This window comes from Variovorax sp. S12S4, from assembly GCF_023195515.1.
In the GTDB taxonomy this organism is placed as follows: Bacteria; Pseudomonadota; Gammaproteobacteria; order Burkholderiales; family Burkholderiaceae_C; genus Variovorax.
Window position 1 is genome coordinate 2,637,047 of record NZ_JALPKR020000002.1, and the last position, 23,947, is coordinate 2,660,993.

Here is a 23,947-nt window from a genome sequence, read left to right on the forward strand (position 1 = left end):
ATTGCAAGAGCCCAGTTCGCCTCGAAATTCCTGTAGATGGCTAAGGAAGAAACGAGCCGCCTCCTTTCCAAGGTGGCGAAGTTCGTCCGCAATCCGCTGAAGGATTGGTCGGAGCTGAATGCGGCCGCCGATTCCACGCTGCCCGATCAGGCCTACAGCCGGGAAATGCTCAAGGAAATGATCGAGCGGCGCCAGCGCAACGACTTTGTGCGCCGGCGCGAGTTCGACATGCTCCGCAAGCTGCGGCAACGCGAAGCGGCCGCCCATGCCTTCGAAGGCACGGTCACGCCGTCGTCCTTCAACCTGAACACCACCACGGAAAAGTCCGAGGGCCGCGCACTCACGCTCAAGAAGATCGACGAGATCGAGGAGCAGATGTCGCAGCAGTGGTGGAAGGGCCGCGGCCCCAACGGCGAGGTGCTGGCCAATGCGCCGCCCGAGGCCGGCGCCGAGACGCTGCCCCCGCCGATGGACGAGGCCGAGGTGGCCAGCCTGCTCGCGGCGCCCACGTTCAGGGCTGCGCCTGCTGCACCGGCCGCTGCGCCCGCCGCCGAGACTCCTGTGCCGGCCCACGCGGCCGCTCCTTTTCGGCCAGCATCCCGGGCAGCGCGGCAGTCGACGACACCTCGCTGCTCACCGCGCGGCTCGCGCGGGACAGCGCACTCGAAGAGGCCGTGATCCGTTTCGCGCATGGCGACGACACCGGCGCCGAAGCCATTCTTCTGCAGGCCCTGGCCTCCGAAAGTGCCGGCGCCGAGGGCGACCACGCCGCCGCCGAGCGCGACGAGACGCGCTGGCGCGCCTTGTTCGACCTGTATCGCGCCACCGGCGACGCGACCCGGTTTGCCGCCGCCCGCATGCGCTACGCACAGCGCATGAAGCGCATGGGGCCCGACTGGGTTCCACTCGACGAACTGGCGCGCGACGTGCAGGCGGTAGCCGCCAGCGAGCACGCCGAACTGGCTTCGGCGGCTGCCGACTGGACCAGCCCCGCACGCCTGTCGCGCGATGGGCTGGTCAACCTCACGCGTGCGTTGTCGCAGGCCGGCCCGATCTGGACGCTCGATTGGCGCGCGCTGACCGCGGTCGAGGCCGATGCCGTCTCTCCATTGCGCGTGCTGTTCACCCATTGGGCGAATTCGCCGGTCAAGCTGCGCTTCATCGGCTCGGCCAAACTGCTTGCCGTGCTGGCCGAGGCCACGCCCAACAACGAGCGCAGCACCGAAGACGTGTGGTGGCAGTTGCACCTGGCCACGCTGCGCATGATGAACCTGCCGGACGACTTCGAGCTGGTGGCGCTCAACTACTGCATTACCTACGAGGTGTCGCCGCCTGCGTGGCAAGACCCGAATGGCGAATGCACCACGATCGAGGCGCCGGAAGGGAGCCGCTCGGGCGCCGGCTCCGTGTGGTCGCTGTTGTCCGTCAACGGCGAATCGGACAGCTTTCCTTCCACCGACAGCGGCTTTGCCGCCTTGGCCGGCGACCTGCGCGGCGAGGCGCATTCGAGCCTGCAGCGGCTGGACGTCGACTTGCGCAACACCACCGCGCCGGTTATTTCGTGTGCGGCGCTGCTGCGCATGGACCTTGCCGCCGCCGGCACGCTGCTGAGCTGGGTGCGTGCGCGCGACGCCCAGGGCGAGCGAGTCCAGTTCGTGGACGCCCATCGCCTGATTGCGGCGTTGTTCGACCTGGTGGGCATTGCCGACCACGCCACGGTAGCGGTTCGCAAGAACTGACTCCGCCCGGTCGACTTGCGCCGGACGGGGTTGCATTGCCCCGCGGCATCCCCAGATGGCTTCGATGGAACAGTTTCACGGCACCACCATCGTGAGCGTGCGCCGCAAGACCCCCCAGGGCGACCAAGTCGCCATTGGCGGGGACGGGCAGGTCACTCTCGGCAATATCGTCATCAAGGGCACGGCGCGCAAGGTGCGGCGGCTCTATCACGGCAAGGTGCTGGCTGGCTTTGCCGGCGCCACGGCCGACGCCTTCACGCTCTTCGAGCGCTTCGAGGCCAAGCTTGAAAAGCACCAGGGCCACCTGACCCGCGCCGCGGTCGAACTCACCAAGGACTGGCGCACCGACCGCGTGCTACGCAAGCTCGAAGCCATGCTGGCCGTAGCTGACGCCACCACCTCGCTCATCATCACCGGCAACGGCGACGTGCTGGAGCCTGAAGACGGCGTCATCGCCATCGGCTCGGGCGGTGCGTATGCGCAGTCGGCCGCCAAGGCGCTGATCGACAACACGGACCTGACGGCTGAGCAAATTGTGCGCAAATCGCTCGCGATAGCCGGCGAAATCTGCATTTACACGAACATGAACCACACGGTGGAAGCGCTCTGACCATGTCCATGACCCCGCAGGAAATCGTTTCCGAGCTCGACAACCACATCGTCGGGCAACCGGCCGCCAAGCGCGCCGTGGCCATTGCGCTGCGCAACCGCTGGCGCCGCCAGCAGGTCGAAGAAAAGCTTCGCACCGAGATCACGCCGAAGAACATCCTCATGATCGGCCCCACGGGCGTGGGCAAGACCGAAATTGCGCGCCGCCTCGCGCGGCTGGCCGATGCGCCCTTCATCAAGGTGGAAGCGACCAAGTTCACCGAGGTGGGCTATGTGGGCAAGGACGTCGATTCGATCATTCGCGACCTGGCCGAAATCGCCGTCAAGCAGACGCGCGAAGCCGAAAGCGCCAAGGTGCGCGCCCGCGCTGAAGACGCCGCCGAGGAACGCATTCTCGACGTGCTGCTGCCGCCCGCGCGTGGCAGCGACGGCGCCGCGCCGGCGCTGGATGGGCCCAACCCCACCCGGCAGGCCTTCCGCAAGAAGCTGCGCGAGCACCAGCTCGACGACAAGGAGATCGAGCTCGACCTTGCCGAGACCCGCGCTCCGCTAGAGATCATGGGCCCGGCGGGCATGGAGGAAATGACCGAGCAGCTGCGCGGCATGTTCGGCCAGCTCGGCGGCGGCAAGCGCAAGACGCGCAAGCTCAAGATCGCCGAGGCCATGCGCCTGCTGATCGACGAAGAGGCCGCCAAGCTGGTCAACGAAGACGAAATTCGCACCCAGGCCATCACCAATGCCGAGCAGAACGGCATCGTCTTCATCGACGAGATCGACAAGGTCGCCACGCGCAGCGAAGCCCAGGGCTCCGACGTGTCGCGCCAGGGCGTGCAGCGCGACCTGCTGCCGCTGGTCGAGGGCACGGCCGTCACCACCAAGTACGGCGTGGTGCGCACCGACCACATGCTCTTCATTGCGAGCGGCGCCTTTCACCTCAGCAAGCCGAGCGACCTGATTCCCGAGCTGCAGGGGCGCTTTCCGATCCGCGTCGAACTGCAGTCGCTCTCGGTGGCGGACTTCGAAAGCATCCTCACGCAAACGCGCGCTTCGCTCGTGAAGCAGTACCAGGCGCTGCTTGCAACCGAAGGCGTCACGCTCGAGTTCACGCCCGAGGGCGTCAACCGCCTGGCGGCCATTGCATTCGAAGTGAACGAGCGCACCGAGAACATCGGCGCACGCCGTTTGTCGACCGTGATGGAACGGCTGCTCGATGAGGTAAGCTTCGATGCCACCCGCATCGGCGGACAGACCATCCGCATCGATGCTGCTTACGTCGACGAGCGCCTTGCGGCACTAAGTCACGACGAAGACCTTTCGCGCTTCATCCTCTGAAGCCCCTTTGCAGCCCCTGTTACGGGGTTGCGCTTCACGCATTACATTCATTGCGTGAGCTAAGTACTTCTTTTTCAACGAAATTCGCCGATTTCCAGGTTTGGAAATCGGCGCTAAGTCGTTGATTCCATTACAAAAAATACCACCAACGACCAGTTGCGCGTGAAGTGTTTCCTGCTACAGTGCAAAAAAGTGCAGTTAAGTGGGAAAAAGTGCGGATGGCGCCCCTTTCGGGTGCCGCGGCCTTCCCAACACAAAGGTCCTGGTCGTGTTTCAAGGCGCTTCATCGCTCAGTCTCGATGCCAAGGGGCGGCTCTCCGTGCCGACCCGGCATCGTGACGTCCTGAGCGCGACGGCGAACGGCCAGCTCACCATCACCAAGCACCCGCACGGGTGCCTCATGGTGTTCCCGCGTCCCGAGTGGGAGAAATTCCGCGAGCGCATCGCCGCATTGCCGATGTCGGCACAGTGGTGGAAGCGCGTTTTCCTCGGCAACGCCATGGACGTCGAGATGGACGGCACCGGCCGTATCCTCGTGTCGCCCGAACTGCGTGTGGCCACCGGCATCACGCGCGAGACGCTGTTGTTGGGCATGGGCAACCATTTCGAGCTCTGGGACAAGGCCACCTACGAGGCCAAGGAGGCCGAGGCCACCCAGGGCGAGATGCCCGATGTGTTTCAGGACTTCGCGTTCTGAGGGCTTGTGTGAACACTCCATGGATTCATACAACCGTGATGCTGAACGAAGCGGTGGAAGCCCTTCTTTCCGGCAGCACCGCGGCGACCGGCACCTACGTGGACGCGACGTTCGGGCGCGGAGGGCATTCGCGCGCCATTCTCGCGAGGCTGGCTCCGGAAGGCAGGCTGATCGCATTCGACAAGGATGCGGAAGCGGTGGCCGAAGCAGCGCGCATCTCGGATGCGCGTTTTTCCATCCGGCACCAGGGATTCCGTTCGCTGGGTGAATTGCCCGATGCCAGCGTGGCGGGTGTGCTGATGGACCTGGGCGTGAGTTCGCCGCAAATCGACAACCCGGTGCGCGGTTTCAGTTTTCGTTTCGACGGCCCGCTCGACATGCGCATGGACACCACGCGCGGCGAGAGCGTGGCCGAATGGCTGGCAACAGCCGAACTTCAGCAGATTGCAGAGGTGATCCGTGACTATGGCGAAGAACGGTTTGCTGTTCAGATTGCAAAGGCGATTGTTGCTCGCAGACAAGAACGGGGCGCAATTTCAACCACCACCGAACTGGCCGAGCTCGTGGCTGGCACGGTCAAAACCCGCGAGCAGGGCCAGAACCCTGCAACGCGCACATTTCAGGCTTTTCGGATTTTCATCAACGCCGAGCTTGAAGAGCTGCAACAGGCGCTAGAGGCGAGCCTGTCGGTGCTGCAGCCCGGCGGCCGGCTCGCGGTGATCAGCTTCCACTCGCTGGAAGACCGCATCGTGAAGCAGTTCATCGCCAAGCACTCCAAGGAGGTGTACGACCGGCGTGCGCCTTTCGCGGCGCCCAAGGTAATGAAGCTCAATGCGCTGGAGCGCATCAAGCCCTCGGCCGAAGAGGTGAGCGGCAACCCGCGCTCGCGCAGCGCCATCCTGCGCGTGGCCGAGCGCACCGAGGCTGTTTGACATGACACGCCTCAACCTGCTCCTGCTGCTGGCCGTCGTTGCGACGGCGCTGTACCTTGTGCACACGCAGTACCTGTCGCGCCAGCTGTACACCGAGCTCGACCGTTCGCAGCAGGAAGCGCGTCGCCTCGAGCTCGACCACGACCGGCTGCAAGTGGAAAAGCGCGCCCAGGCCACGCCGCTGCGCGTTGAAAAGCTCGCCAAGGAACAGCTTCAGATGCGCACCACCACGCCGGCCATCACGCAGTACGTGCGGCCCGATGGCACGGTCATTCCGGCCGTGGTTGCCCCGCCGCCCGCGCCGCCGGCCGCGCCCGCGCCAAAGCCCACCGCAGCGAGGCCCCAGCGATGAGCCGCCGCAGCGTCCGCTACACCACAAGCCCCTTGCTCGCGAGCAAGACGCCGGTCTGGCGCAGCAAGTTCATCGTGGCCGGCATTGCGCTCGGCTTCGTCGTGCTGGCGGGCCGGGCCGCGTACGTGCAGGTCTTCAACAACAGCTTCTTCCAGCGGCAGGGCGAAGTGCGTTTTGCGCGCACGCTGGAGCTGCCGGCCAACCGCGGGCGCATTCTCGACCGCAACGGGCTCATCCTGGCCTCCAGCGTGGTGGCGCCGAGCATCTGGGCCATTCCGGAAGACATCGAGCGCGACGATCCCGAGGTGCGCGCCAAGCTCAAGCAGGTGGCCAAGCTGCTCGAAATGCCGCAGAAGGAGTTCGACAAGAAGCTCGAGGACGAAGACAAGACCTTCGTCTGGATCAAGCGCCAGGTCGACGAGCCCATTGCCAAGCAGATTGCCGCGCTCAACCTCAAGGGCATCTACCAGCGCAAGGAATACAAGCGCCAGTACCCCGAGGGCGAGGCTGCCGCGCACGTGGTGGGCTTCACCAACGTCGAAGACAACGGACAGGAAGGCATCGAGCTTTCCTTCAACAAGGAGCTGGCCGGCAAGGCCGGCTCGCGCCGCGTCATCAAGGATCGCCTGGGCCGCGTGGTCGAGGGCGTGGGCGAGCAGGTGCCGCCGGTCGACGGCAAGGACATCCAGCTCAGCGTCGACAGCAAGGTGCAGTTCTTCGCCTATCAAAAGCTGCGCGACGCCGTGACGGCGCGCCGTGCCAAGGCCGGCAGCGTGGTGGTGCTCGACGCCGTGACCGGCGAAGTGCTGGCGCTGGCCAACTACCCGAGCTACGTGCCCGACAAGCGCCAGAACCTCACCGGCGAACAGCTGCGCAATCGCGCGCTCACCGACACCTTCGAGCCCGGCTCGACCATGAAGCCGATCACCGTGGCCATGGCGCTGGAGGCCGGCCGCGTGAAGCCGTCCACGCTCATCGAAACCTCGCCAGGCCGCTACCAAATGGGCGGCTTCACCATCAGCGACACGCACAACTACGGCACGCTCACAGTCGAAGGCGTGATCCAGAAGTCGAGCAACGTCGGCGCGCTGAAGATCGCGCAGAAGATGTCTCCGCATGAAATGTGGGACACCTACACCGCGCTCGGCTACGGCCAGAAGCCGCAGATCCAGTTTCCCGGGGCGGTGACCGGGCGACTGCGCCCCTGGAAGACCTGGAAGCCGGTCGAGCAAGCCACCATGGCCTACGGCTACGGCCTGTCGGCGTCGCTGTTTCAAATGGCGCATTCGTACACAGCCTTCGCGCACGACGGCGCGATCATTCCGGTCACCATTCTGAAGAGCAACGAGCCGCCCGTCGGCGTGCGGGTGTTCTCGCCCTCGAACGCGCTGGCGGTGCGCAAGATGCTGCAGATGGCCGCAGGGCCGGGCGGCACCGGCACGCGCGCGCAGACCATCGGCTATTCGGTCGGCGGCAAGTCGGGCACGGCGCACAAACAGGTTGGCAAAGGTTACGCAAGCAACAAATATCGCGCGTGGTTCACCGGCATGGCGCCCATCGAAAAGCCGCGCATCATCGTCGGCGTGATGATCGACGAGCCGAGCGACGGCCAGTACTTCGGCGGCGTGGCCGCCGCGCCTGTTTTCAGCGAAGTCGTGCAGCAGACCCTGCGCATGATGAACGTTGCGCCCGATCTCGCGGTCAAACCTCTGGTGGTGACGCAAGGCGTCGACGAGAGCTTCTGAGCATGCTGACACTCACTTCTCCCCAGCTCGCCGCGCTCTGGCTCCAGGAGCGCGTGCAGGGTGCGCTGCATGCGGACAGCCGGCCCGTAGGCGCCGGCGACGGCTTCATTGCCTGGCCCGGCGCCGCAACCGACGGGCGCAAGCACGTGGCGGCTGCACTGGCGCAAGGTGCCGCGGCCTGCCTGGTCGAGCACGAAGGCGTGGAAGCCTTCGGCTTCGACCAGGGCGAATTCAGCGACCGCATCGCAAGCTACCCGGGCCTCAAGGCTGCGACGGGCCCGATCGCCTCCGCGTTCTACGGCAACCCCTCGGCCGCGCTCGAAGTGCTGGCCGTCACGGGCACCAACGGCAAGACGTCGACCGCATGGTGGCTGGCCGAAGCGCTGTCCACCTTGACCGTGCCCGGCGGCGTTCGCACCCTGCGGCTCGACGGAAGCACCGAGCGCAGCGTGCCGTCGCCCTGCGCGGTCATGGGCACGCTGGGCATCGGCGTGCCGCCGGAGCTCACCTACACCGGCCTCACCACGCCCGACCCGGTAATGATGCAGCGCGAACTGCGCGCGCTGGTCGAACGCGGTTTCGGCGCCTGCGCCATCGAGGCATCGTCGATCGGCATTGCCGAGCGCCGGCTCGACGGCGCGCGTATTGCCGTGGCCGTGTTCACCAACTTCACGCAGGACCACCTCGACTACCACGGCAGCATGGAGGCCTACTGGCAAGCCAAGGCCGAGCTGTTCCGCTGGCCCGGATTGCGCGCCGCGGTCATCAACATCGACGACGTGCACGGCGCGAGCCTGTGCGCCAACCTGATCGAAGCCGGCGTCGGCGCGCTCGACGTGTGGACCGTTTCGGCCGCCGGTTCTCCGGCGCGGTTGATGGCACGCGACGTGGGCTACGACGCGCAGGGGCTTCAGTTCTTGGTGGCCGAGCACGGCACCGATGCCGTCGAGCGCATCTCGACCGGACTGATCGGCCAGTACAACGTGGCCAACCTGCTGGGCGTGCTGGGCACGCTGCGCGCGTTGGGTCTTACGCTCGCGGAGGCCGTGGCGGCTTGCGCGAATCTCGGCAGCGTGCCGGGCCGCATGGAGCGGGTGAGTGCCGGTGCGGGTGCGCCGCTGGCGGTGGTCGACTACGCCCACACGCCCGACGCGCTCGACAAGGCGCTGGCCGGCTTGCGCCCGCTCGCGCAGCAGCGCGGCGGCACGCTCTGGTGCCTGTTCGGCTGCGGCGGCGATCGCGACCCGATCAAGCGGCCGATGATGGCGGCGGTGGCCGAGCGCCAGGCCGACCGCGTGATCGTGACCAGCGACAACCCGCGCAGCGAGAACCCCGACGCGATCATCAGCCAGGTGCTGCTCGGCCTCTCGCGCCCCGAAGCGGCCCAGGTGCAGCCCGACCGGGCGGCCGCCATTGCCGACGCCATTGCGCAGGCCGCGCCGCAAGACGTGGTGCTCATCGCCGGCAAGGGCCATGAAGCCTGGCAGGAAATTGCCGGCCAGCGCATTCCGTTCTCCGACCGCATCCACGCGCAGGACGCGCTCGCCCAGCGAGGTGCCGCATGAGCGACGCCATGATGCTCACGCTGGCCCAGGCGCAGCAGTGGATTCCCGGCTCGCGCCTGGTGGGCGACCCCGGAACCGCGATTGCCCGCGTTCACACCGACACCCGCACGCTGTCGCAGGGCGACCTGTTCGTGGCGCTCAAGGGCGAGCGCTTCGACGCCAATGAATTCCTGGCCGACGCCAAGGCGCACGGTGCCGTGGCCGCCATTGCGCACCATGGGCTGGAGGCTGCCGGCCTGGCCGGTCTCGAGGTGCCCGATTCCCTCGCGGCCCTCGGTGCACTGGGCGCACGCTGGCGCGCACAGTTCGATCTGCCGCTCATCGCCGTGACCGGCAGCAACGGCAAGACCACCGTCACGCAAATGATCGCGGCCATCCTGGTCGCCTTCAGGGCCGACCGTGCCATGGCGACGGCCGGCAATTTCAACAACGAGATCGGCGTGCCGCTGACGCTGCTGCGCCTGCGGGCCAAGCACCAGCATGCAGTGGTCGAGCTGGGCATGAATCACCCGGGCGAGATTGCACGCCTGGCCGCCATTGCGCGCCCGACCATTGCGCTGGTGAACAACGCCCAGCGCGAACACCTCGAGTTCATGGCCACCGTCGATGCGGTGGCGCGCGAAAACGGTGCGGTGTTTTCCTTCTTGCCGGAGGGTGGCACCGCCGTGTTCCCGCATGCCGACGAGTTCAGTCCGCTGTGGAACGACATGGCACGTGACGGCGCATCGCCCCGGTGCATGACCTTCGGCGAGCAGCCGGACGCCGATATTTCGCTGGTCCGTGCCGACTGGGGGCATGGCGCCTGGCAGGTCGGCATTCGCACGCCGCTGGGAGACTTCGATGCGAGCCTGCACATTGCGGGCCGGCACAACGTCGTCAATGCGCTGGCGGCCACCGCCTGCGCGCTTGCGGCCGGGGTTTCGCTCGAAACCATTGCAGCGGGCCTCACCAAATTCGAACCAGTGAAGGGCCGTTCCAAGGCGAGCGAGGTTGTGCTGCCCGGCGGGCATTCGCTCACGCTTGTGGACGACACCTACAACGCGAATCCCGATTCCGTGCGCGCCGCCATCGACGTGCTCGCGGCGCTGCCTGGCCCGCGCCTGCTGGTGCTGGGAGACATGGGCGAGGTGGGCGACCACGCATTCGAATTTCATACCGAGGTGGGCGACTGGGCGCGGCAGCGCGGCATCGAGGCCGTGTACGCGCTGGGTGCCGAAACGGCGCACAGCATTGCCGCATTCGGCGGTGGAAGCAGCGGCAGCGATGGCCGGCACTTCGCGGAGATCGATGCGCTCAACGCCGCCGTGCTCGCGCGCTTGCCGCAGGTCGGGAGCGTGCTGGTCAAGGGCTCGCGCTTCATGAAGATGGAGCGGGTGGTGCAGGCCATCGAGCAATCACGACAACAACAAAAGGAGGCCGGTCATGACGCATGAGCCGCGCAAAACAACATGCTGATGAGCCTGGCCCAATGGCTGCAAACACTGTCGCCCGAGTTCGGGTTTTTGCGCGTTTTTCAGTACCTCACCTTCCGTGCGCTGATGGCCGCGCTCACGGCGCTGGTGGTCGGCCTGGTCGCCGGTCCGTATGTGATCCGCCGCCTGGCCGCGCTCAAGATCGGCCAGCCGGTGCGCGGCTACGGCATGGAAACGCACCTGACCAAGAGCGGCACGCCCACCATGGGCGGCGTGCTGGTGCTGTTTGCCATCGCCTTTGCCACGCTGCTGTGGTTCGACCTGTCGAACCGCTTCGTCTGGATCGTGCTGTGGGTGACGATGGGCTTCGGCGCCATCGGCTGGGTCGACGACTGGCGCAAGGTGGTGCGCAAGGACCCGGAAGGCATGCGCTCGCGCGAGAAGTATTTCTGGCAGTCGGTGGTCGGCCTGATCGCCGGCTTCTACCTGCTCTTCAGCATTTCCGAAAGCTCGAACTGGCGCGTGCTGCAGCTGTTCTTCGCCTGGGTGCAGTCGGGTTTCGATCTCGACTTTCCGCCGAAGATCAACCTGCTGGTGCCGTTCTTCAAGGAAGTGAGCTATCCGCTCGGCGGTATCGGCTTTGTGGTGCTCACTTACCTGGTGATCGTGGGCGCAAGCAATGCCGTCAACCTGACAGACGGCCTGGACGGCCTGGCGATCATGCCGGTGGTGATGGTGGGCTCGGCGCTGGGCGTGTTCGCCTATGTCACCGGCAGCGCCGTGTATTCCAAGTACCTGCTGTTTCCCAACATTCCGGGCTCGGGCGAGTTGCTGGTGTTCTGCTCGGCCATGGCCGGTGCGGGGCTGGCGTTTCTCTGGTTCAACACCCATCCGGCGCAGGTCTTCATGGGCGACGTGGGCGCGCTGGCGCTCGGCGGCGCGCTGGGCACCATCGCGGTCATCGTGCGCCAGGAGATCGTGTTCTTCATCATGGGCGGCATCTTCGTGGTCGAGGCGATCTCGGTGATGGCCCAGGTCATGTACTTCAAGTACACCAAGAAGCGCTACGGCGAGGGCCGGCGCGTGCTCAAGATGGCGCCGCTGCACCACCACTTCGAGAAAAGCGGCTGGCGCGAGACGCAGGTCGTGGTGCGCTTCTGGATCATCACGATGCTGTTGTGCCTCGTGGGTCTTTCAACGCTGAAGCTGCGGTGAGCGGGCACATGCGACACCTGAAAGACCTCCCCGTATTGATCCTCGGCCTTGGTGCGTCCGGGCTGGCGATGGCGCGCTGGTGCGCACGCCACGGCGCGCAGGTGACCGTGGCCGATACACGCGAGGCACCCGCGCTGCTTGCTACGCTGCAGGCGGAGCTGCCCGACGTGGCGTTCGTCGGCGGACCGTTTTCGGCCGCGCTGATCGAAGGCACGCCGATCCGGGCCGTCTACCGTTCGCCGGGCCTTTCGCCCGCGACCATCGCACCGGTTGCCGATGCGGCGCGCGCCGTGGGGCTGCCGGTCGGCGGCGAGCTCGACCTCTTTGCGCGCGCGCTGCAGGATTTGCGAACGGTCGAAGTGCCGGTCGTGGAAGCGGAGCCCGAAGTGGAAGCGCCGGCCGAAGCCGAGCCCGCTGCGGAAGTGCCCGTGGAAGTTGCGGAGCCTGAAGCGCAGGCCGAACTGGCCTTGGACGTGGAACCGCCGGCAGCTGCACCTGTCGAGGCTGAAGCGGCCGAAGTGCCGGAATCGACCGGGCAGGTCGAAGCTGCTGCGCAAGCGCCTGAAGCTGCAGAGACGGCTTCGGCAGTCGAAGCCACGGAATCCACCGAAGCAACGAACGCAACCGAAGCGCCGGCAACACCCGGGCCAACGGAAGCGCCGGCCGAGGCGGCCACCGAAGGCGAGCTTGCGGCAACCCCGCCATGGCGGAAGCCATGCCGCGCGATCCTTCTCTGAGCATTCCTGTTTCGCCGCCTTCGGACGAAGCGCCGAACGCAGAAACGCCGAACGCAGAAACACCTGAAGCGACCGCCGCATCGCCGGCGCCCGCTACCGTTTCGAGGCTGCCGAGCACCGGCAAGCCCTACGTGCCTACCGCGGCCAGGGAAGCCGCCGAATTCGTCGCCAAGATTGCCGAGCTCGCCGCCTCCAATCCGGCTTCCGCCGCCGTCGAGGAAGAGCCGACGGCCCAGCTCCCACTGGTGCCGATCGAAGAGCCGCCGGCACCGAAGGGCTACACGCCCGCCGTGCTTGCCATCACCGGCACCAACGGCAAGACCACCGTCACCGCGCTCACGGGCCAGCTGGTCGAGCGCGCGGGCAAGACCGTAGCGGTGGCGGGCAACATCGGCCCGACGCTGCTCGACACGCTGGCTGCACACATCGACGCCGAGACGCTGCCCGACGTGTGGGTGCTCGAACTCTCGAGCTTCCAGCTCGACGGCGTGCAGGGCTTCGAGCCCACGGCCGCAACGGTGCTCAACCTCACGCAGGACCATCTCGACTGGCACGGCGACATGCCCGCGTACGCGGCTGCGAAGGCGCGCATCTTCGGCGCGCAAGGCCTTATGGTGCTGAACCGCGACGACCCGGGCGTGATGGGGATGTTGCCCGCGCCCGTCAGGGTGAAGCTGCAGCGTCCGCAGATCCGCACGCACATTACCTTCGGCAGCGCGATGCCGCTGCGCCCGGGCGACTACGGCATCGAGCGCGTCAACGGCATGGCCTGGCTGGTGCGCGCGTTGGAAGCCGACGAAACGCAAAAGCGCAAGCGCGGCGCGGTGGTGGAAGAAGAAATCTTCCTTCAGCGCCTGATGCCTGCGGACGCGCTGCGCATTCGCGGGCGCCACAACGCCATGAACGCATTGGCTGCACTTGCGCTCGCCAGCGCCGCCGACTGCCCACTCGGCCCCATGCTCTATGGCCTGCGCGAATACCGCGGCGAGCCGCACCGGGTCGAACCGATCGCGCTGGTGGACGATGTCGAGTATTTCGACGACAGCAAGGGCACCAACGTCGGTGCCACGGCCGCCGCCCTGAGCGGCCTGGGCGAAGACCGGCGCGTGGTCGTCATCCTCGGCGGCGAAGGCAAGGGACAAGACTTCGAACCACTGGCCGAGCCGGTGCGCCAGTTTGCGCGCGCCGTGGTGCTCATCGGCCGCGACGCGCCGCTGATCGAACAGGCGCTGGCCTCCACCGGCGTCTCGCTGATGCATGCGGGCTCGATGGAAGAAGCCGTGAACCTGGCCGCCGCGCGCGCCAACCCCGGCGATGCCGTGCTGTTGTCACCGGCCTGTGCGAGCTTCGACATGTTCAAGGACTACGAACACCGCGCCGCGGTGTTCCGCGAAGCCGTGCAGACGCTCGCGGACAACCCGCGCGAAGCGGCCTCGTCGTCGAACGATTCCGACTTTTCCTCGGGAGACCCGGTTTGAACACCACAGCCGCCGGCGCCACGCCCAACGCCAAGCCCACCCGTTTCGGTGGCTGGTTCGGGCGCGCGCGCAGCGGCATCGACGCCTTGCCCATGCACCTGCCGGTGCGGCTGGGCGGCGCCGGCGTTACGCAGACCAAGGCCACGCCGATGCGTGTGCTGGGCTTCGACCAGGCGCTGGTCTGGGTGACCGTCGCGCTGCTCACCTGGGGCCTGGTGATGGTGTACTCAGCCTCCATTGCGCTACCGGACAACCCGCGCTTCGCACGCGCGGGATACGGCCCGGTGTTCTTCCTCACGCGGCATGCGGCGTCGGTGGCGGTGGCGTTCATCGCGGCGCTGCTGGCCTTCCAGATTCCCATGAAGACGTGGGAGCGCTCTGCGCCCTGGCTCTTCGTGGCCTCGTTGCTGCTGCTGGTGGCGGTGCTCATTCCGCACATCGGCATCAACGTGAACGGCGCGCGGCGCTGGCTGCCGCTGGGCTTCATGCGCTTTCAGCCGTCCGAACTCGCCAAGCTCGCAATGGTGTTCTATGCCGCCAGCTACATGGTGCGCAAGATGGAAATCAAGGAGCGCTTCTTCCGCGCGGTGCTGCCGATGGGCATTGCAGTAGTGGTGGTCGGCATGCTGGTGATGGCCGAGCCCGACATGGGCGCCTTCATGGTGATTGCCGTGATCGCCATGGGCATCCTGTTCCTGGGCGGCGTGAACGCGCGCATGTTCTTCGTCATTGCCGCGCTGGTGGTGGTGGCCTTCGGCACCATCGTGGCCAGCAGCCCGTGGCGGCGCGAGCGCATCTTTGCGTACCTCGACCCGTGGAGCGAGGAGCATGCGCTGGGCAAGGGCTACCAGCTCTCGCATTCGCTCATTGCCATCGGCCGCGGCGAGATCTTCGGCGTGGGGCTGGGCGGCAGCGTTGAAAAACTGCACTGGCTGCCCGAGGCGCACACCGACTTCCTGCTGGCCGTAATTGGCGAGGAGTTCGGCCTGGTCGGCGTGCTGCTGATCATCGGCCTGTTCCTCTGGCTGACCCGACGCATCATGCACATCGGCCGCCAGGCGATCGCACTCGACCGCGTGTTCTCGGGGCTCGTGGCGCAGGGCGTGGGCGTGTGGATCGGCTTCCAGGCCTTCATCAACATGGGCGTGAACCTCGGCGCGCTGCCGACCAAGGGGCTGACCTTGCCGCTGATGAGCTTCGGCGGCTCGGCCATCCTGATGAACCTGGTGGCTCTGGCGGTAGTGCTGCGAATCGATTATGAGAATCGTGTGCTGATGCGTGGAGGCCGCATATGACAGGCCGCACAGCACTCGTCATGGCCGGCGGCACGGGCGGCCACATCTTTCCGGGACTCGCGGTGGCCGAGGCCCTGCGCGAGCGCGGCTGGCGCGTGCACTGGCTGGGCGCGCCCGGCAGCATGGAAGAAAAACTGGTGCCGCCGCGCGGCTTCGCTTTCGAGCCGGTCCAGTTCGGCGGCGTGCGCGGCAAGGGGCCGCTCACGCTGTTCCTGCTGCCGCTGCGGCTCCTTCGTGCTTTCTGGCAGAGCCTTGGCGTGGTGCGCCGCGTCAAGCCCGACGTGGTGGTGGGCCTGGGCGGCTACATCACCTTCCCGGGCGGAATGATGAGCGTGCTGCTCAACAAGCCGCTGGTGCTGCACGAACAGAACTCGGTCGCGGGCCTTGCCAACAAGGTACTCGCGGGCGTGGCCGATCGGGTGTTCACTGCTTTTCCCAATGTGCTGAAGAAGGCGCAGTGGGTGGGCAACCCGCTGCGCGCGGCGTTCACCTCTCAGCCCGCGCCGGCCGTGCGCTTTGCGGGCCGCAGCGGGCCGCTGCGGCTCTTGGTGGTCGGCGGCAGCCTGGGCGCCAAGGCGCTCAACGCCGTGGTGCCGCAGGCGCTCGCGCGCATCGAGCCGGGCACCCGCCCCACGGTGCTGCACCAGAGCGGCGCCAAGCAGATCGACGAACTGCGCGCCAACTACGCCGCCGCCGGCGTGGAAGGCGAACTCACGCCGTTCATCGAAGACACCGCGCAGGCCTATGCCGACGCCGACATCATCGTCGCGCGTGCCGGGGCCAGCACCGTCACAGAAATCGCGGCCGTCGGCGCAGCAGCGCTGTTCGTGCCTTTTCCTTCGGCGGTCGACGACCACCAGACCACCAACGCGCGCTTCCTCGTCGATGCGGGCGGCGGCTGGCTGGTGCAGCAGACCGACCTCACTCCTGAATTGCTGGCTGACTTGCTACAGAAAACCGAGCGCACCGCGCTGATCGAAAAGGCCGCCAAGGCCAAAACCATGCAGAAGACCGAAGCCGTGGAAGCGGTCGTCCGCGCCTGCGAGGAGCTTGCCAAATGAAGCACGCGATTCGTCATATTCACTTCGTGGGCGTCGGCGGCTCGGGCATGAGCGGCATTGCCGAAGTGCTGCTGAACCTGGGCTACCGCATCACAGGCTCCGACCTGGCGGACAGCGCCACGCTGCGCCGGCTCGCGAGCCTGGGCATCGGTACCTTCGTGGGCCACGCGGCCGCGCACATCGAGGGCGCCGACGCCGTCGTGACCTCCACGGCGGTGCAGTCCGACAACCCCGAGGTGCTCGCCGCGCGCGAGAAGCGCATCCCGGTCGTGCCGCGCGCCATGATGCTGGCCGAGCTGATGCGCCTGAAGCAGGGCATCGCGATTGCCGGCACGCACGGCAAGACCACCACCACCAGCCTGGTGGCGAGCGTGCTCGAAGCCGCCGGGCTCGACCCGACCTTCGTGATCGGCGGCCGCCTGAACAGCGCCGGCGCCAACGCACAGCTCGGCAGCGGCGACTACATCGTGGTGGAGGCCGATGAGTCGGACGCTTCGTTCCTGAACCTGCTGCCGGTGATGGCGGTGGTCACGAACATCGATGCCGACCACATGGAAACCTACGGGCACGACTTCGCGAAGCTCAAGAAGGCGTTCGTCGACTTCCTGCACCGCATGCCGTTCTACGGCGTGGCCATCTTGTGCACCGACGATCCGGCGGTGCGCGACATCGTCGGCGAGGTCACCTGCCCGGTCACCAGCTACGGTTTCGACGAAGGCGCCCAGGTGCGCGCGGTCGACGTGCGCGCCGTGGGCGCGCAGATGCATTTCACGGCGCAGCGCCGCAACGGCGTCACGCTGCCCGACCTGCCCATCGTGCTGAACCTGCCTGGCGAGCACAACGTGCGCAACGCGCTCTCGGTGATCGCGGTGGCGGTGGAACTCGGCATTCCCGACGAAGCGGTGCAGCGCGGGCTGGCCGGCTTCAAGGGCGTGGGCCGCCGCTTCCAGAGCTACGGCGATGTGGCCGTGCAGGGGCAGGCCGGCGTGGATGCGCCGGGCACTTTCACCGTGATCGACGACTACGGCCATCATCCGGTCGAAATGGCCGCGACCATTGCCGCCGCGCGCGGCGCCTTCCCGGGCCGCCGGCTGGTGCTGGCCTTTCAGCCGCACCGCTACACCCGCACGCGCGACTGCTTCGAAGACTTCGTCAAGGTCATCGGCAATGCCGACGCGGTGCTGCTGGGCGAGGTGTACGCCGCCGGCGAGCCGCCCATCGTGGCCGCCGACGGCCGCTCGCTGGCGCGTGCCCTGCGCGTGGCAGGCAAGGTGGAGCCGGTGTTCGTGGACGACATCAACGCCATGCCGCAGGCCATTGCGGACAACGCGCGCGCCGGCGACGTGGTGCTTTGCATGGGCGCGGGCTCCATCGGCGCGGTGCCCGGCAAGGTGGTCGAACTTGCCACCGCAGCGCGCGGCGCGGAGGTTACCCAATGACTCTTCAAGATCCAAAGCAATTCGGCAAGGTGGCCGTGCTGTTCGGCGGAAGCTCCGCCGAGCGAGAAATTTCCCTCATGTCGGGCAACGGCGTGCTCGAGGCCCTGCGCTCGCGCGGCGTCGATGCGCATGCCTTCGATCCGTCGGAGCGCGATCTGGTCGAGCTTCGGCGCGACGGCTTTGCGCGCTGCTTCATCGCGCTGCACGGGCGGCATGGCGAAGACGGCACGGTGCAGGGCGCGCTCGAGCTGCTCGGCATTCCCTACACCGGCTCGGGCGTGATGGCTTCCAGCGTGGCCATGGACAAAGTTATGACCAAGCGCATCTGGCAGGCCGATGGGCTGCCGACGCCGAAATACGTGCGCCTGGCTTTCGATCAGCAAAGCCGCGAACAGATTCGCGCCGTGCCCGACGTGCTGGGCCTGCCGCTGATCGTGAAGCCACCGCGCGAGGGCTCGTCCATCGGCGTGACCAAGGTCGAGGGCTACTCGCAGATGCAGGACGCCGTGGCGCTTTCGGCCAAATACGACGCCGATGTGCTGTGCGAGGAATTCATCGAGGGCGAGGAAGTGACCTGCGCCGTGCTCGGCCAGGGGCTCGATGCGCGCGCGCTGCCCGTGGTGCGCATTGCCGCACCCGAAGGCGCCTACGACTACCAGAACAAGTATTTCACCGACGACGTGAAGTACCACTGCCCGAGCGGCCTCGCCGAAGCCGAGGAGCGCGAGATCCAGCGCATCACGCTGGTCGCGTACCACACGCTCGGTTGCCGCGGCTGGGGCCGTGCCGACGTGATGATTCGCGCGAGCGACCGCAAGCCCTTCCTGCTCGAGATGAACACCTCGCCCGGCATGACCAGCCACTCGCTGGTGCCGATGTCGGCGCGCGCATCGGGCATTGCCTACGAAGACCTGTGCCTGCGCGTGCTGACCTCGGCTTCGCTGGACTCCACAGGGGGAACGCAATAGCCATGGCCGACAGCATCCAGGCGCCGTTCGACGTCAAGCTCATGAACATCGTCTCGAACCTCGCGTTCGCGGTGGTGGCGCTCATGCTGCTTGCGGCGGGCGCATGGTGGGTGCTGCGGCAGCCGTTCTTTCCCATTGCCGGCATCAAGGTCGACGGCGACGTGACGCACAACAACGAAGTGACCCTGCGCGCCAACGTGGCGCCACAGCTCTCGGGCAACTTCTTCACGGTCGATCTCGCCCGTGCAAGAACGGCCTTCGAGTCGGTGCCCTGGGTGCGCAAGGCGGTGGTGCGGCGCGAGTTTCCGAACAAGCTGCGCGTCACCCTGACCGAGCAGGTGCCCGTGGCCAACTGGGGCGACGAAGCAGGCTCGAAGCTGATCAACAGCTTTGGCGACGTGTTCGAAGCCAACGTGGCCGAGGTGGACGACCGCCTGCCGCGGCTCGACGGTCCCATCGAGCAGGCCGGGCAGGTGCTGGGCATGTACCGCGTGATTGCGCCGATTTTCCAGCCCTACGACTTCAGCGTCGACGAGCTCACGCTTTCGAGCCGGGGCAGCTGGAAGGTGGTGCTGAACAGCGGCGCCGAGATCGAGCTTGGCCGCGGGCAGCCCGAAGAGGTGGCCGCCCGTGCGCAGCGTTTCCTGAAAACCGTGACCCAGGTCGCGGGCCAATACCACCGCACCGCGGCGGACGTCGAAGGGGCCGATCTGCGCCACAACGATGCCTATGCGTTGCGCCTTCGTGGCGTCACCACGGTCGTTACCGACCCGAAGACCAAGAAGAAGTAAATAGCGAATACCGAGGACATTCAATGCCCAAAGAATACAAAGACCTGGTTGTCGGACTCGACATCGGCACCGCCAAGGTGATGGTGGTGGTGGCCGAGGTGCTGCCCGGCGGTGAACTCAAGCTGGCCGGGCTCGGCATTGCGCCGAGCAACGGCCTGAAGCGCGGCGTGGTGGTGAACATCGACGCCACCGTGCAGAGCATCCAGCAGGCCCTGAAAGAGGCCGAGCTGATGGCCGACTGCAAGATCAGCCGCGTCTACACGGGCATTACCGGCAGCCACATCCGCGGCATCAACTCGAGCGGCATGGTGGCCGTGAAGGACAAGGAAGTGACGCCCGCCGACGTGGCCCGCGTGGTGGAAACCGCGCGAGCCATCAACATTTCGAGCGACCAGCGCCTGTTGCTGGTGGAGCCGCAGGAGTTCGTGATCGACGGCCAGGACGTGAAGGAGCCTATCGGCATGAGCGGCATGCGGCTCGAAGCCAAGGTGCACATCGTGACCGGTGCGCAGAGCGCGGCTGAGAACATCATCAAGTGCGTGCGCCGCTGCGGCCTGGAGGTCGACCAGCTGATGCTGAACCCGCTGGCCTCGAGCCAGGCGGTGCTGACCGAAGACGAGCGCGAGCTTGGCGTGGTGCTGGTGGACATTGGCGCGGGCACGACCGACGTGGCCATCTTCACCAACGGCGCGATTCGCCACACGGCTGTGATTCCGATCGCGGGCGACCTGATCACCAGCGACATCGCCATGGCGCTGCGCACGCCCACCAAGGACGCGGAAGACATCAAGGTCGAGAACGGCTATGCCAAGCAGCTCCTGGCCGACCCCGACACGCAGGTGGAAGTGCCCGGCCTCGGCGACCGCGGCCCGCGCATGCTGAGCAAGCAGGCACTGGCCGGCGTGATCGAGCCGCGCATCGAAGAAATCTTTTCGCTCGTGCAGCAGGTGGTGCGCGAGTCGGGCTACGAAGAGGTGCTGTCGTCGGGCGTGGTGCTCACGGGCGGCAGCGCCGTGATGCCAGGCATGGTCGAGCTTGGCGAAGACATCTTCCTGAAGCCGGTGCGGCGCGGCATTCCGAAGTATTCGAGCGCGTTGTCCGACATGGTCGCGCAGCCGCGCGCCGCCACTGTGATGGGTTTGCTCGAAGAAGCGCGCTTCGCACGCATGCGCGGCTTCAAGGTCGCGCAGAAGAACGGATCCGTAAAGACTGCGTTCGGACGTTTCAAGGACTTCATCGTGGGGAACTTCTGAGCATGAATCACTCCCCACTCTGGCTCGCACGTGGCGGTCCCCCATTGCATTTCAACGAGCGATGGCGGCGCACAGGTCCACCGCCACGACGACGGCTACGTTGAACTCGTCAAGACACCAGAAAAATTCATAGATACACAACGGCAACTGCAAATTCAAGGAGTTAGAAATGACCATCGAAATGATCGAAGTCGAAGAATTCAACCAAGGCACTCAGATCAAGGTGATCGGAGTCGGCGGCGGTGGCGGCAATGCCGTCGCTCACATGATGGAGCGCGGCGTGCAGGGCGTTCAGTTCGTCTGCGCCAACACCGACGCGCAGGCGCTCCAGCGCAGCAACGCACACAAGATCATTCAGCTGGGCACAAGCGGCCTGGGCGCGGGCAGCAAGCCCGACAAGGGCCGTGACGCGGCCGAAGCCGCGGTGGACGATATTCGCGCAGCCATCGACGGCGCGCACATGCTCTTCATCACGGCTGGCATGGGCGGCGGCACCGGCACCGGCGCCGCACCCGTGATCGCACGCGTGGCAAAGGAAATGGGCATCCTCACCGTGGGCGTGGTGACCAAGCCCTTCGACTGGGAAGGCGGTCGCCGCATGACCAACGCCGACGCCGGCCTGGCCGAGCTCGAGGCGAATGTCGACTCGCTGATCGTGGTGCTCAACGAGAAGCTGCTCGACGTGCTGGGCGAGGACATCACCCAGGACGAAGCCTTCGCGCATGCGAACGACGTGCTGAAGAACGCCGTGGGCGGCATCTCGGAAATCATCAACGAGTACGGCGGCGTGAACGTCGACTTCGAAGACGTGCGCACCGTGATGGGCGAGCCAGGCAAGGCCATGATGGGCACCGCAGCCGCTGCCGGCCCGGACCGCGCCCGCATCGCCGCCGAACAGGCCGTGGCCTGCCCGCTGCTCGAAGGCATCGACCTCTCGGGTGCCAAGGGCGTGCTGGTGCTGGTGACCGCGTCGAAGGGTTCGCTGAAGCTGAACGAGTCGAAGCTCGCGATGAACACCATCCGCGCCTACGCCTCGCCCGATGCGCACGTGATCTACGGCGCCGCCTACGACGAGAGCCTGGGCGACGAAATGCGCGTGACCGTGGTGGCCACCGGCCTCTCGCGCGCCGACGCACGCCGCCAGGCACCGACGCTCGAAGTGATCCGCACCGGCACCGACAACATCCCGTTCAACGTGCCCACGCTCGGCGGCACGGGCCATGCAGGCCACGGTGGCCACGGCGTGAGCCAGCCCAACTACGACGGCATGGCGGTTCCCAGCGTGTGGCGTACCAACCGCACAATGGCCGCGGCCAAGGTGGACGCGCTGTCTTCGGGCGGCATGGACGACTTCGAGATCCCCGCATTCCTGCGCCGTCAGGCTGACTGAGGCCGGGCCACCGAACGCAGAGGGCACGAAGGTTCGCAAGGGGTACGGGGAAGACCTGAAAGGGACTTCCGCCGCCCTAGGCGCTGCGTTCGCTTCGTGCCCTTTGCGTCCATCGCCCCGCTTGAAATAGAACCTATGTCTATCGGTGCCATAGCGAGGGGCATAGGCCGCCATGCCCGTCGCCCGCCTAAAATCGCGGGCGTGCTGCAACAAAGAACTCTCAAGTCGATCAGCCGCGCCGTGGGCGTGGGGCTTCACAGCGGACAGCGCGTGGAGCTCACGCTGCGCCCGGCTCCGTCGGACACGGGCATCGTGTTCCGGCGCGTCGACCTGCCCGAGCCGGTCGACATCCGCATGACCGCCGAGGCGGTGACCGACACGCGCCTGGCTTCCACCGTTTCTACTGGCGGCGCGAAAGTGCAGACGGTCGAACACCTGATGTCGGCCTGCGCAGGCCTGGGCATCGACAACCTCTACATCGACATCACGGCCGACGAAGTGCCGATCCTCGACGGATCGGCCTCGTCGTTCGTGTTCTTGCTGCAAAGCGCGGGCATCGAGCTGCAGAAGGCGCCGCGCCGCTTCATTCGCGTAACCCGCAAGGTCGAGGTGCGCGAAGGCGAGGGCGCCAACGAGAAGTGGGCGAGCCTTGAGCCGTACCACGGCTACAAGCTGAGCTTCGAGATCGACTTCGACCATCGCGTGGTCAACTCCACCGGCCAGCGCGTGGAGTTCGACCTGGGCAAGGATTCCTACAGCCGCGACATTGCGCGCGCCCGCACCTTCGGCTTCACGAAGGAAGTCGAGTACATGCGCAGCAAGGGCCTGGCGCTCGGCGGCGGGCTGGACAACGCCATCGTGATGGACGACACCAAGGTGCTCAATGCCGGCGGGCTGCGCTACGACGACGAGTTCGTGAAGCACAAGATTCTTGATGCGATGGGCGACCTGTACATCATCGGCAAGCCGCTGCTCGCGGCGTACACCGCGTTCCGGTCGGGCCACGCGCTCAACAACAAGCTGCTGCGCGAACTGCTGGCGAATAGCGATGCCTATGAGGTCGTGACTTTCGAAGACGAGAAGCGCGCACCGCGCGGTTTCGGCGAAGTGGCGCGGGCCTGGTAGCAGGCAGGTTCTTCAGTTCCTCGTTTCACGCAATGCTTGTCTTCCGCTGGGCCATCCTGCTGCTTCTGCTGGTGGCGGGCGTGTCGTTCGCGTTCTATGCCGGAACCGGGCAGGTCAAGTACCGGCGCTTCGGTTGGATCGTGCTCAAGTGGACGCTGCTCGCGGCGTTCGGTTTCTTTGCGGTGCTGATTGCGGAGCGCGTGGCCTAGCCTGGTAGCGGGCTTGGCTCGCACCACGCCGTTGACGGGCGCCTGAACAGCGCTACCTCGAGCGGCCTTGCCGGTAGGTGCCGGCGTGCGTTTTCGACAGATCGGCCGCTTCGGCCAGCCGTGCCATCGAACGGCCCACCTGCGCATGGGTGATGGCAATGCCCAACGCGTCGGCCGCGTCCGCACCGGGCAGGCCCGGTAGGTCGAGCAGGCGCTTCACCATTTCCTGCACCTGTGCCTTGGCAGCCTGGCCGTGGCCGGCCACGGCCTTCTTCATTTGCAGCGCGGTGTATTCGGCCACCGTGAGCTTGCTGTTCACCAGCGAGGTCACGCAGGCGCCGCGCGCCTGGCCGAGCAGTAGTGTCGACTGCGGGTTGACGTTGACGAAAATGATTTCGACCGCCGAAGCGTCGGGCTGGTAGCGCTCGGCGATTTCGGCGATGCCGTCGAACAGCACCTTGAGGCGCGCCGGCAGGTTGCCGCTGCCCAGGTGCCGCGTGCTGATGGTGCCGCTTGCCACGTAGCGCAGCGCATGGCCGTCCGCATCCACCACGCCGAAGCCGGTGGTGAGAAGGCCGGGGTCGATGCCGAGAATGCGCATGT

Annotated in this window: 22 protein-coding genes and 1 pseudogene; 22 read left to right on the forward strand and 1 reads right to left on the reverse strand. The window is 66.6% G+C overall.

What is annotated here, in order from left to right; genetic code table 11:
• Window positions 1–36 precede the first annotated feature (36 nt).
• From M0765_RS12940 to M0765_RS13045, 22 genes and pseudogenes are all read left to right on the forward strand, one after another.
• Window positions 37–678: a hypothetical protein gene (locus tag M0765_RS12940; protein WP_258504033.1), complete on the forward strand. Its 642-nt coding sequence runs from the start codon at window positions 37–39 to the stop codon at window positions 676–678.
• Complete coding sequence (locus M0765_RS12945) at window positions 675–1,739, forward strand: STAS domain-containing protein (RefSeq protein ID WP_258504034.1); 1,065 nt, start codon at window positions 675–677, stop codon at window positions 1,737–1,739. Before M0765_RS12940 ends, M0765_RS12945 begins: the two co-directional genes overlap by 4 nt.
• Before the next feature lie 64 nt (window positions 1,740–1,803).
• Window positions 1,804–2,349: an ATP-dependent protease subunit HslV gene (gene hslV / locus M0765_RS12950; protein ID WP_026283873.1), complete on the forward strand. Its 546-nt coding sequence runs from the start codon at window positions 1,804–1,806 to the stop codon at window positions 2,347–2,349.
• A gap of 2 nt (window positions 2,350–2,351) precedes the next feature.
• Window positions 2,352–3,680 (forward strand): ATP-dependent protease ATPase subunit HslU, encoded by a 1,329-nt coding sequence (gene hslU, locus M0765_RS12955; RefSeq protein WP_258504035.1) that lies wholly within the window; start codon window positions 2,352–2,354, stop codon window positions 3,678–3,680.
• Between the two features lie 268 nt (window positions 3,681–3,948).
• Window positions 3,949–4,377 (forward strand): division/cell wall cluster transcriptional repressor MraZ, encoded by a 429-nt coding sequence (gene mraZ / locus M0765_RS12960; protein WP_258504036.1) that lies wholly within the window; start codon window positions 3,949–3,951, stop codon window positions 4,375–4,377.
• Between the two features lie 8 nt (window positions 4,378–4,385).
• On the forward strand, window positions 4,386–5,309 hold the full coding sequence (gene rsmH, locus M0765_RS12965; protein WP_258504037.1) for a 16S rRNA (cytosine(1402)-N(4))-methyltransferase RsmH: 924 nt from the start codon (window positions 4,386–4,388) through the stop codon (window positions 5,307–5,309).
• 1 nt (window position 5,310) lies between these two features.
• Window positions 5,311–5,661: a cell division protein FtsL gene (gene ftsL / locus M0765_RS12970; RefSeq protein ID WP_258504038.1), complete on the forward strand. Its 351-nt coding sequence runs from the start codon at window positions 5,311–5,313 to the stop codon at window positions 5,659–5,661.
• Window positions 5,658–7,406 carry a peptidoglycan D,D-transpeptidase FtsI family protein gene (locus tag M0765_RS12975; RefSeq protein WP_258504039.1) on the forward strand — a complete coding sequence of 583 codons (1,749 nt, stop codon included), beginning with the start codon at window positions 5,658–5,660 and terminating at the stop codon, window positions 7,404–7,406. Before ftsL ends, M0765_RS12975 begins: the two co-directional genes overlap by 4 nt.
• 2 nt (window positions 7,407–7,408) lie before the next feature.
• Complete coding sequence (locus tag M0765_RS12980) at window positions 7,409–8,971, forward strand: UDP-N-acetylmuramoyl-L-alanyl-D-glutamate--2,6-diaminopimelate ligase (RefSeq protein ID WP_258504040.1); 1,563 nt, start codon at window positions 7,409–7,411, stop codon at window positions 8,969–8,971.
• Window positions 8,968–10,404, forward strand: a complete 1,437-nt coding sequence (locus M0765_RS12985; protein ID WP_258504041.1) for a UDP-N-acetylmuramoyl-tripeptide--D-alanyl-D-alanine ligase — start codon at window positions 8,968–8,970, stop codon at window positions 10,402–10,404. The genes M0765_RS12980 and M0765_RS12985 overlap by 4 nt, the downstream gene beginning before the upstream one ends.
• Before the next feature lie 15 nt (window positions 10,405–10,419).
• Window positions 10,420–11,598 carry a phospho-N-acetylmuramoyl-pentapeptide-transferase gene (gene mraY, locus M0765_RS12990; protein WP_258504042.1) on the forward strand — a complete coding sequence of 393 codons (1,179 nt, stop codon included), beginning with the start codon at window positions 10,420–10,422 and terminating at the stop codon, window positions 11,596–11,598.
• Window positions 11,599–11,606: 8 nt separating this feature from the next.
• Window positions 11,607–11,948 (forward strand): annotated as a pseudogene (locus tag M0765_RS12995) (UDP-N-acetylmuramoyl-L-alanine--D-glutamate ligase); the annotation flags it as partial.
• Between the two features lie 353 nt (window positions 11,949–12,301).
• Window positions 12,302–13,813 carry a UDP-N-acetylmuramoyl-L-alanine--D-glutamate ligase gene (murD, locus tag M0765_RS13000; protein ID WP_258504043.1) on the forward strand — a complete coding sequence of 504 codons (1,512 nt, stop codon included), beginning with the start codon at window positions 12,302–12,304 and terminating at the stop codon, window positions 13,811–13,813.
• Window positions 13,810–15,108: a putative lipid II flippase FtsW gene (ftsW, locus tag M0765_RS13005; RefSeq protein WP_258504044.1), complete on the forward strand. Its 1,299-nt coding sequence runs from the start codon at window positions 13,810–13,812 to the stop codon at window positions 15,106–15,108. The genes murD and ftsW overlap by 4 nt, the downstream gene beginning before the upstream one ends.
• On the forward strand, window positions 15,105–16,169 hold the full coding sequence (gene murG, locus M0765_RS13010) for an undecaprenyldiphospho-muramoylpentapeptide beta-N-acetylglucosaminyltransferase (RefSeq protein WP_258504045.1): 1,065 nt from the start codon (window positions 15,105–15,107) through the stop codon (window positions 16,167–16,169). Before ftsW ends, murG begins: the two co-directional genes overlap by 4 nt.
• On the forward strand, window positions 16,166–17,608 hold the full coding sequence (murC, locus tag M0765_RS13015) for a UDP-N-acetylmuramate--L-alanine ligase (protein ID WP_258504046.1): 1,443 nt from the start codon (window positions 16,166–16,168) through the stop codon (window positions 17,606–17,608). Before murG ends, murC begins: the two co-directional genes overlap by 4 nt.
• Complete coding sequence (locus M0765_RS13020; RefSeq protein WP_258504047.1) at window positions 17,605–18,576, forward strand: D-alanine--D-alanine ligase; 972 nt, start codon at window positions 17,605–17,607, stop codon at window positions 18,574–18,576. The genes murC and M0765_RS13020 overlap by 4 nt, the downstream gene beginning before the upstream one ends.
• Before the next feature lie 2 nt (window positions 18,577–18,578).
• Window positions 18,579–19,367, forward strand: a complete 789-nt coding sequence (locus M0765_RS13025) for a cell division protein FtsQ/DivIB (protein WP_258504048.1) — start codon at window positions 18,579–18,581, stop codon at window positions 19,365–19,367.
• A gap of 23 nt (window positions 19,368–19,390) precedes the next feature.
• Window positions 19,391–20,620 (forward strand): cell division protein FtsA, encoded by a 1,230-nt coding sequence (gene ftsA, locus M0765_RS13030; protein ID WP_007832444.1) that lies wholly within the window; start codon window positions 19,391–19,393, stop codon window positions 20,618–20,620.
• Window positions 20,621–20,789: 169 nt separating this feature from the next.
• Complete coding sequence (gene ftsZ / locus M0765_RS13035; RefSeq protein WP_258504049.1) at window positions 20,790–22,010, forward strand: cell division protein FtsZ; 1,221 nt, start codon at window positions 20,790–20,792, stop codon at window positions 22,008–22,010.
• A 201-nt stretch (window positions 22,011–22,211) separates the two neighbouring features.
• The gene (gene lpxC, locus M0765_RS13040; RefSeq protein ID WP_258504050.1) at window positions 22,212–23,135 is read left to right on the forward strand and encodes a UDP-3-O-acyl-N-acetylglucosamine deacetylase; all 924 of its coding nucleotides are present in this window, start codon (window positions 22,212–22,214) and stop codon (window positions 23,133–23,135) included.
• 32 nt (window positions 23,136–23,167) lie between these two features.
• Window positions 23,168–23,344 (forward strand): hypothetical protein, encoded by a 177-nt coding sequence (locus tag M0765_RS13045; RefSeq protein WP_165442064.1) that lies wholly within the window; start codon window positions 23,168–23,170, stop codon window positions 23,342–23,344.
• Window positions 23,345–23,396: 52 nt separating this feature from the next.
• Here M0765_RS13045 and ruvC read toward each other — a convergent pair whose 3' ends face one another.
• Window positions 23,397–23,945, reverse strand: a complete 549-nt coding sequence (ruvC, locus tag M0765_RS13050) for a crossover junction endodeoxyribonuclease RuvC (RefSeq protein WP_126747934.1) — start codon at window positions 23,943–23,945, stop codon at window positions 23,397–23,399.
• Window positions 23,946–23,947: the final 2 nt, after the last annotated feature.

Excerpts from the sequence above, each read along its gene's own strand:
- M0765_RS12940 (WP_258504033.1), top strand. The coding sequence starts at position 37 with ATGGCTAAGGAAGAAACGAGCCGCCTCCTTTCCAAGGTGGCGAAGTTC.
- hslV (WP_026283873.1), top strand. The coding sequence starts at position 1,804 with ATGGAACAGTTTCACGGCACCACCATCGTGAGCGTGCGCCGCAAGACC.
- hslU (WP_258504035.1), top strand. The coding sequence starts at position 2,352 with ATGTCCATGACCCCGCAGGAAATCGTTTCCGAGCTCGACAACCACATC.
- ftsL (WP_258504038.1), top strand. The coding sequence starts at position 5,311 with ATGACACGCCTCAACCTGCTCCTGCTGCTGGCCGTCGTTGCGACGGCG.
- M0765_RS12975 (WP_258504039.1), top strand. The coding sequence starts at position 5,658 with ATGAGCCGCCGCAGCGTCCGCTACACCACAAGCCCCTTGCTCGCGAGC.
- M0765_RS12980 (WP_258504040.1), top strand. The coding sequence starts at position 7,409 with ATGCTGACACTCACTTCTCCCCAGCTCGCCGCGCTCTGGCTCCAGGAG.
- M0765_RS12985 (WP_258504041.1), top strand. The coding sequence starts at position 8,968 with ATGAGCGACGCCATGATGCTCACGCTGGCCCAGGCGCAGCAGTGGATT.
- mraY (WP_258504042.1), top strand. The coding sequence starts at position 10,420 with ATGCTGATGAGCCTGGCCCAATGGCTGCAAACACTGTCGCCCGAGTTC.
- murD (WP_258504043.1), top strand. The coding sequence starts at position 12,302 with ATGGCGGAAGCCATGCCGCGCGATCCTTCTCTGAGCATTCCTGTTTCG.
- murG (WP_258504045.1), top strand. The coding sequence starts at position 15,105 with ATGACAGGCCGCACAGCACTCGTCATGGCCGGCGGCACGGGCGGCCAC.
- murC (WP_258504046.1), top strand. The coding sequence starts at position 16,166 with ATGAAGCACGCGATTCGTCATATTCACTTCGTGGGCGTCGGCGGCTCG.
- M0765_RS13020 (WP_258504047.1), top strand. The coding sequence starts at position 17,605 with ATGACTCTTCAAGATCCAAAGCAATTCGGCAAGGTGGCCGTGCTGTTC.
- M0765_RS13025 (WP_258504048.1), top strand. The coding sequence starts at position 18,579 with ATGGCCGACAGCATCCAGGCGCCGTTCGACGTCAAGCTCATGAACATC.
- ftsA (WP_007832444.1), top strand. The coding sequence starts at position 19,391 with ATGCCCAAAGAATACAAAGACCTGGTTGTCGGACTCGACATCGGCACC.
- ftsZ (WP_258504049.1), top strand. The coding sequence starts at position 20,790 with ATGACCATCGAAATGATCGAAGTCGAAGAATTCAACCAAGGCACTCAG.
- M0765_RS13045 (WP_165442064.1), top strand. The coding sequence starts at position 23,168 with ATGCTTGTCTTCCGCTGGGCCATCCTGCTGCTTCTGCTGGTGGCGGGC.
- ruvC (WP_126747934.1), bottom strand. The coding sequence starts at position 23,945 with ATGCGCATTCTCGGCATCGACCCCGGCCTTCTCACCACCGGCTTCGGC.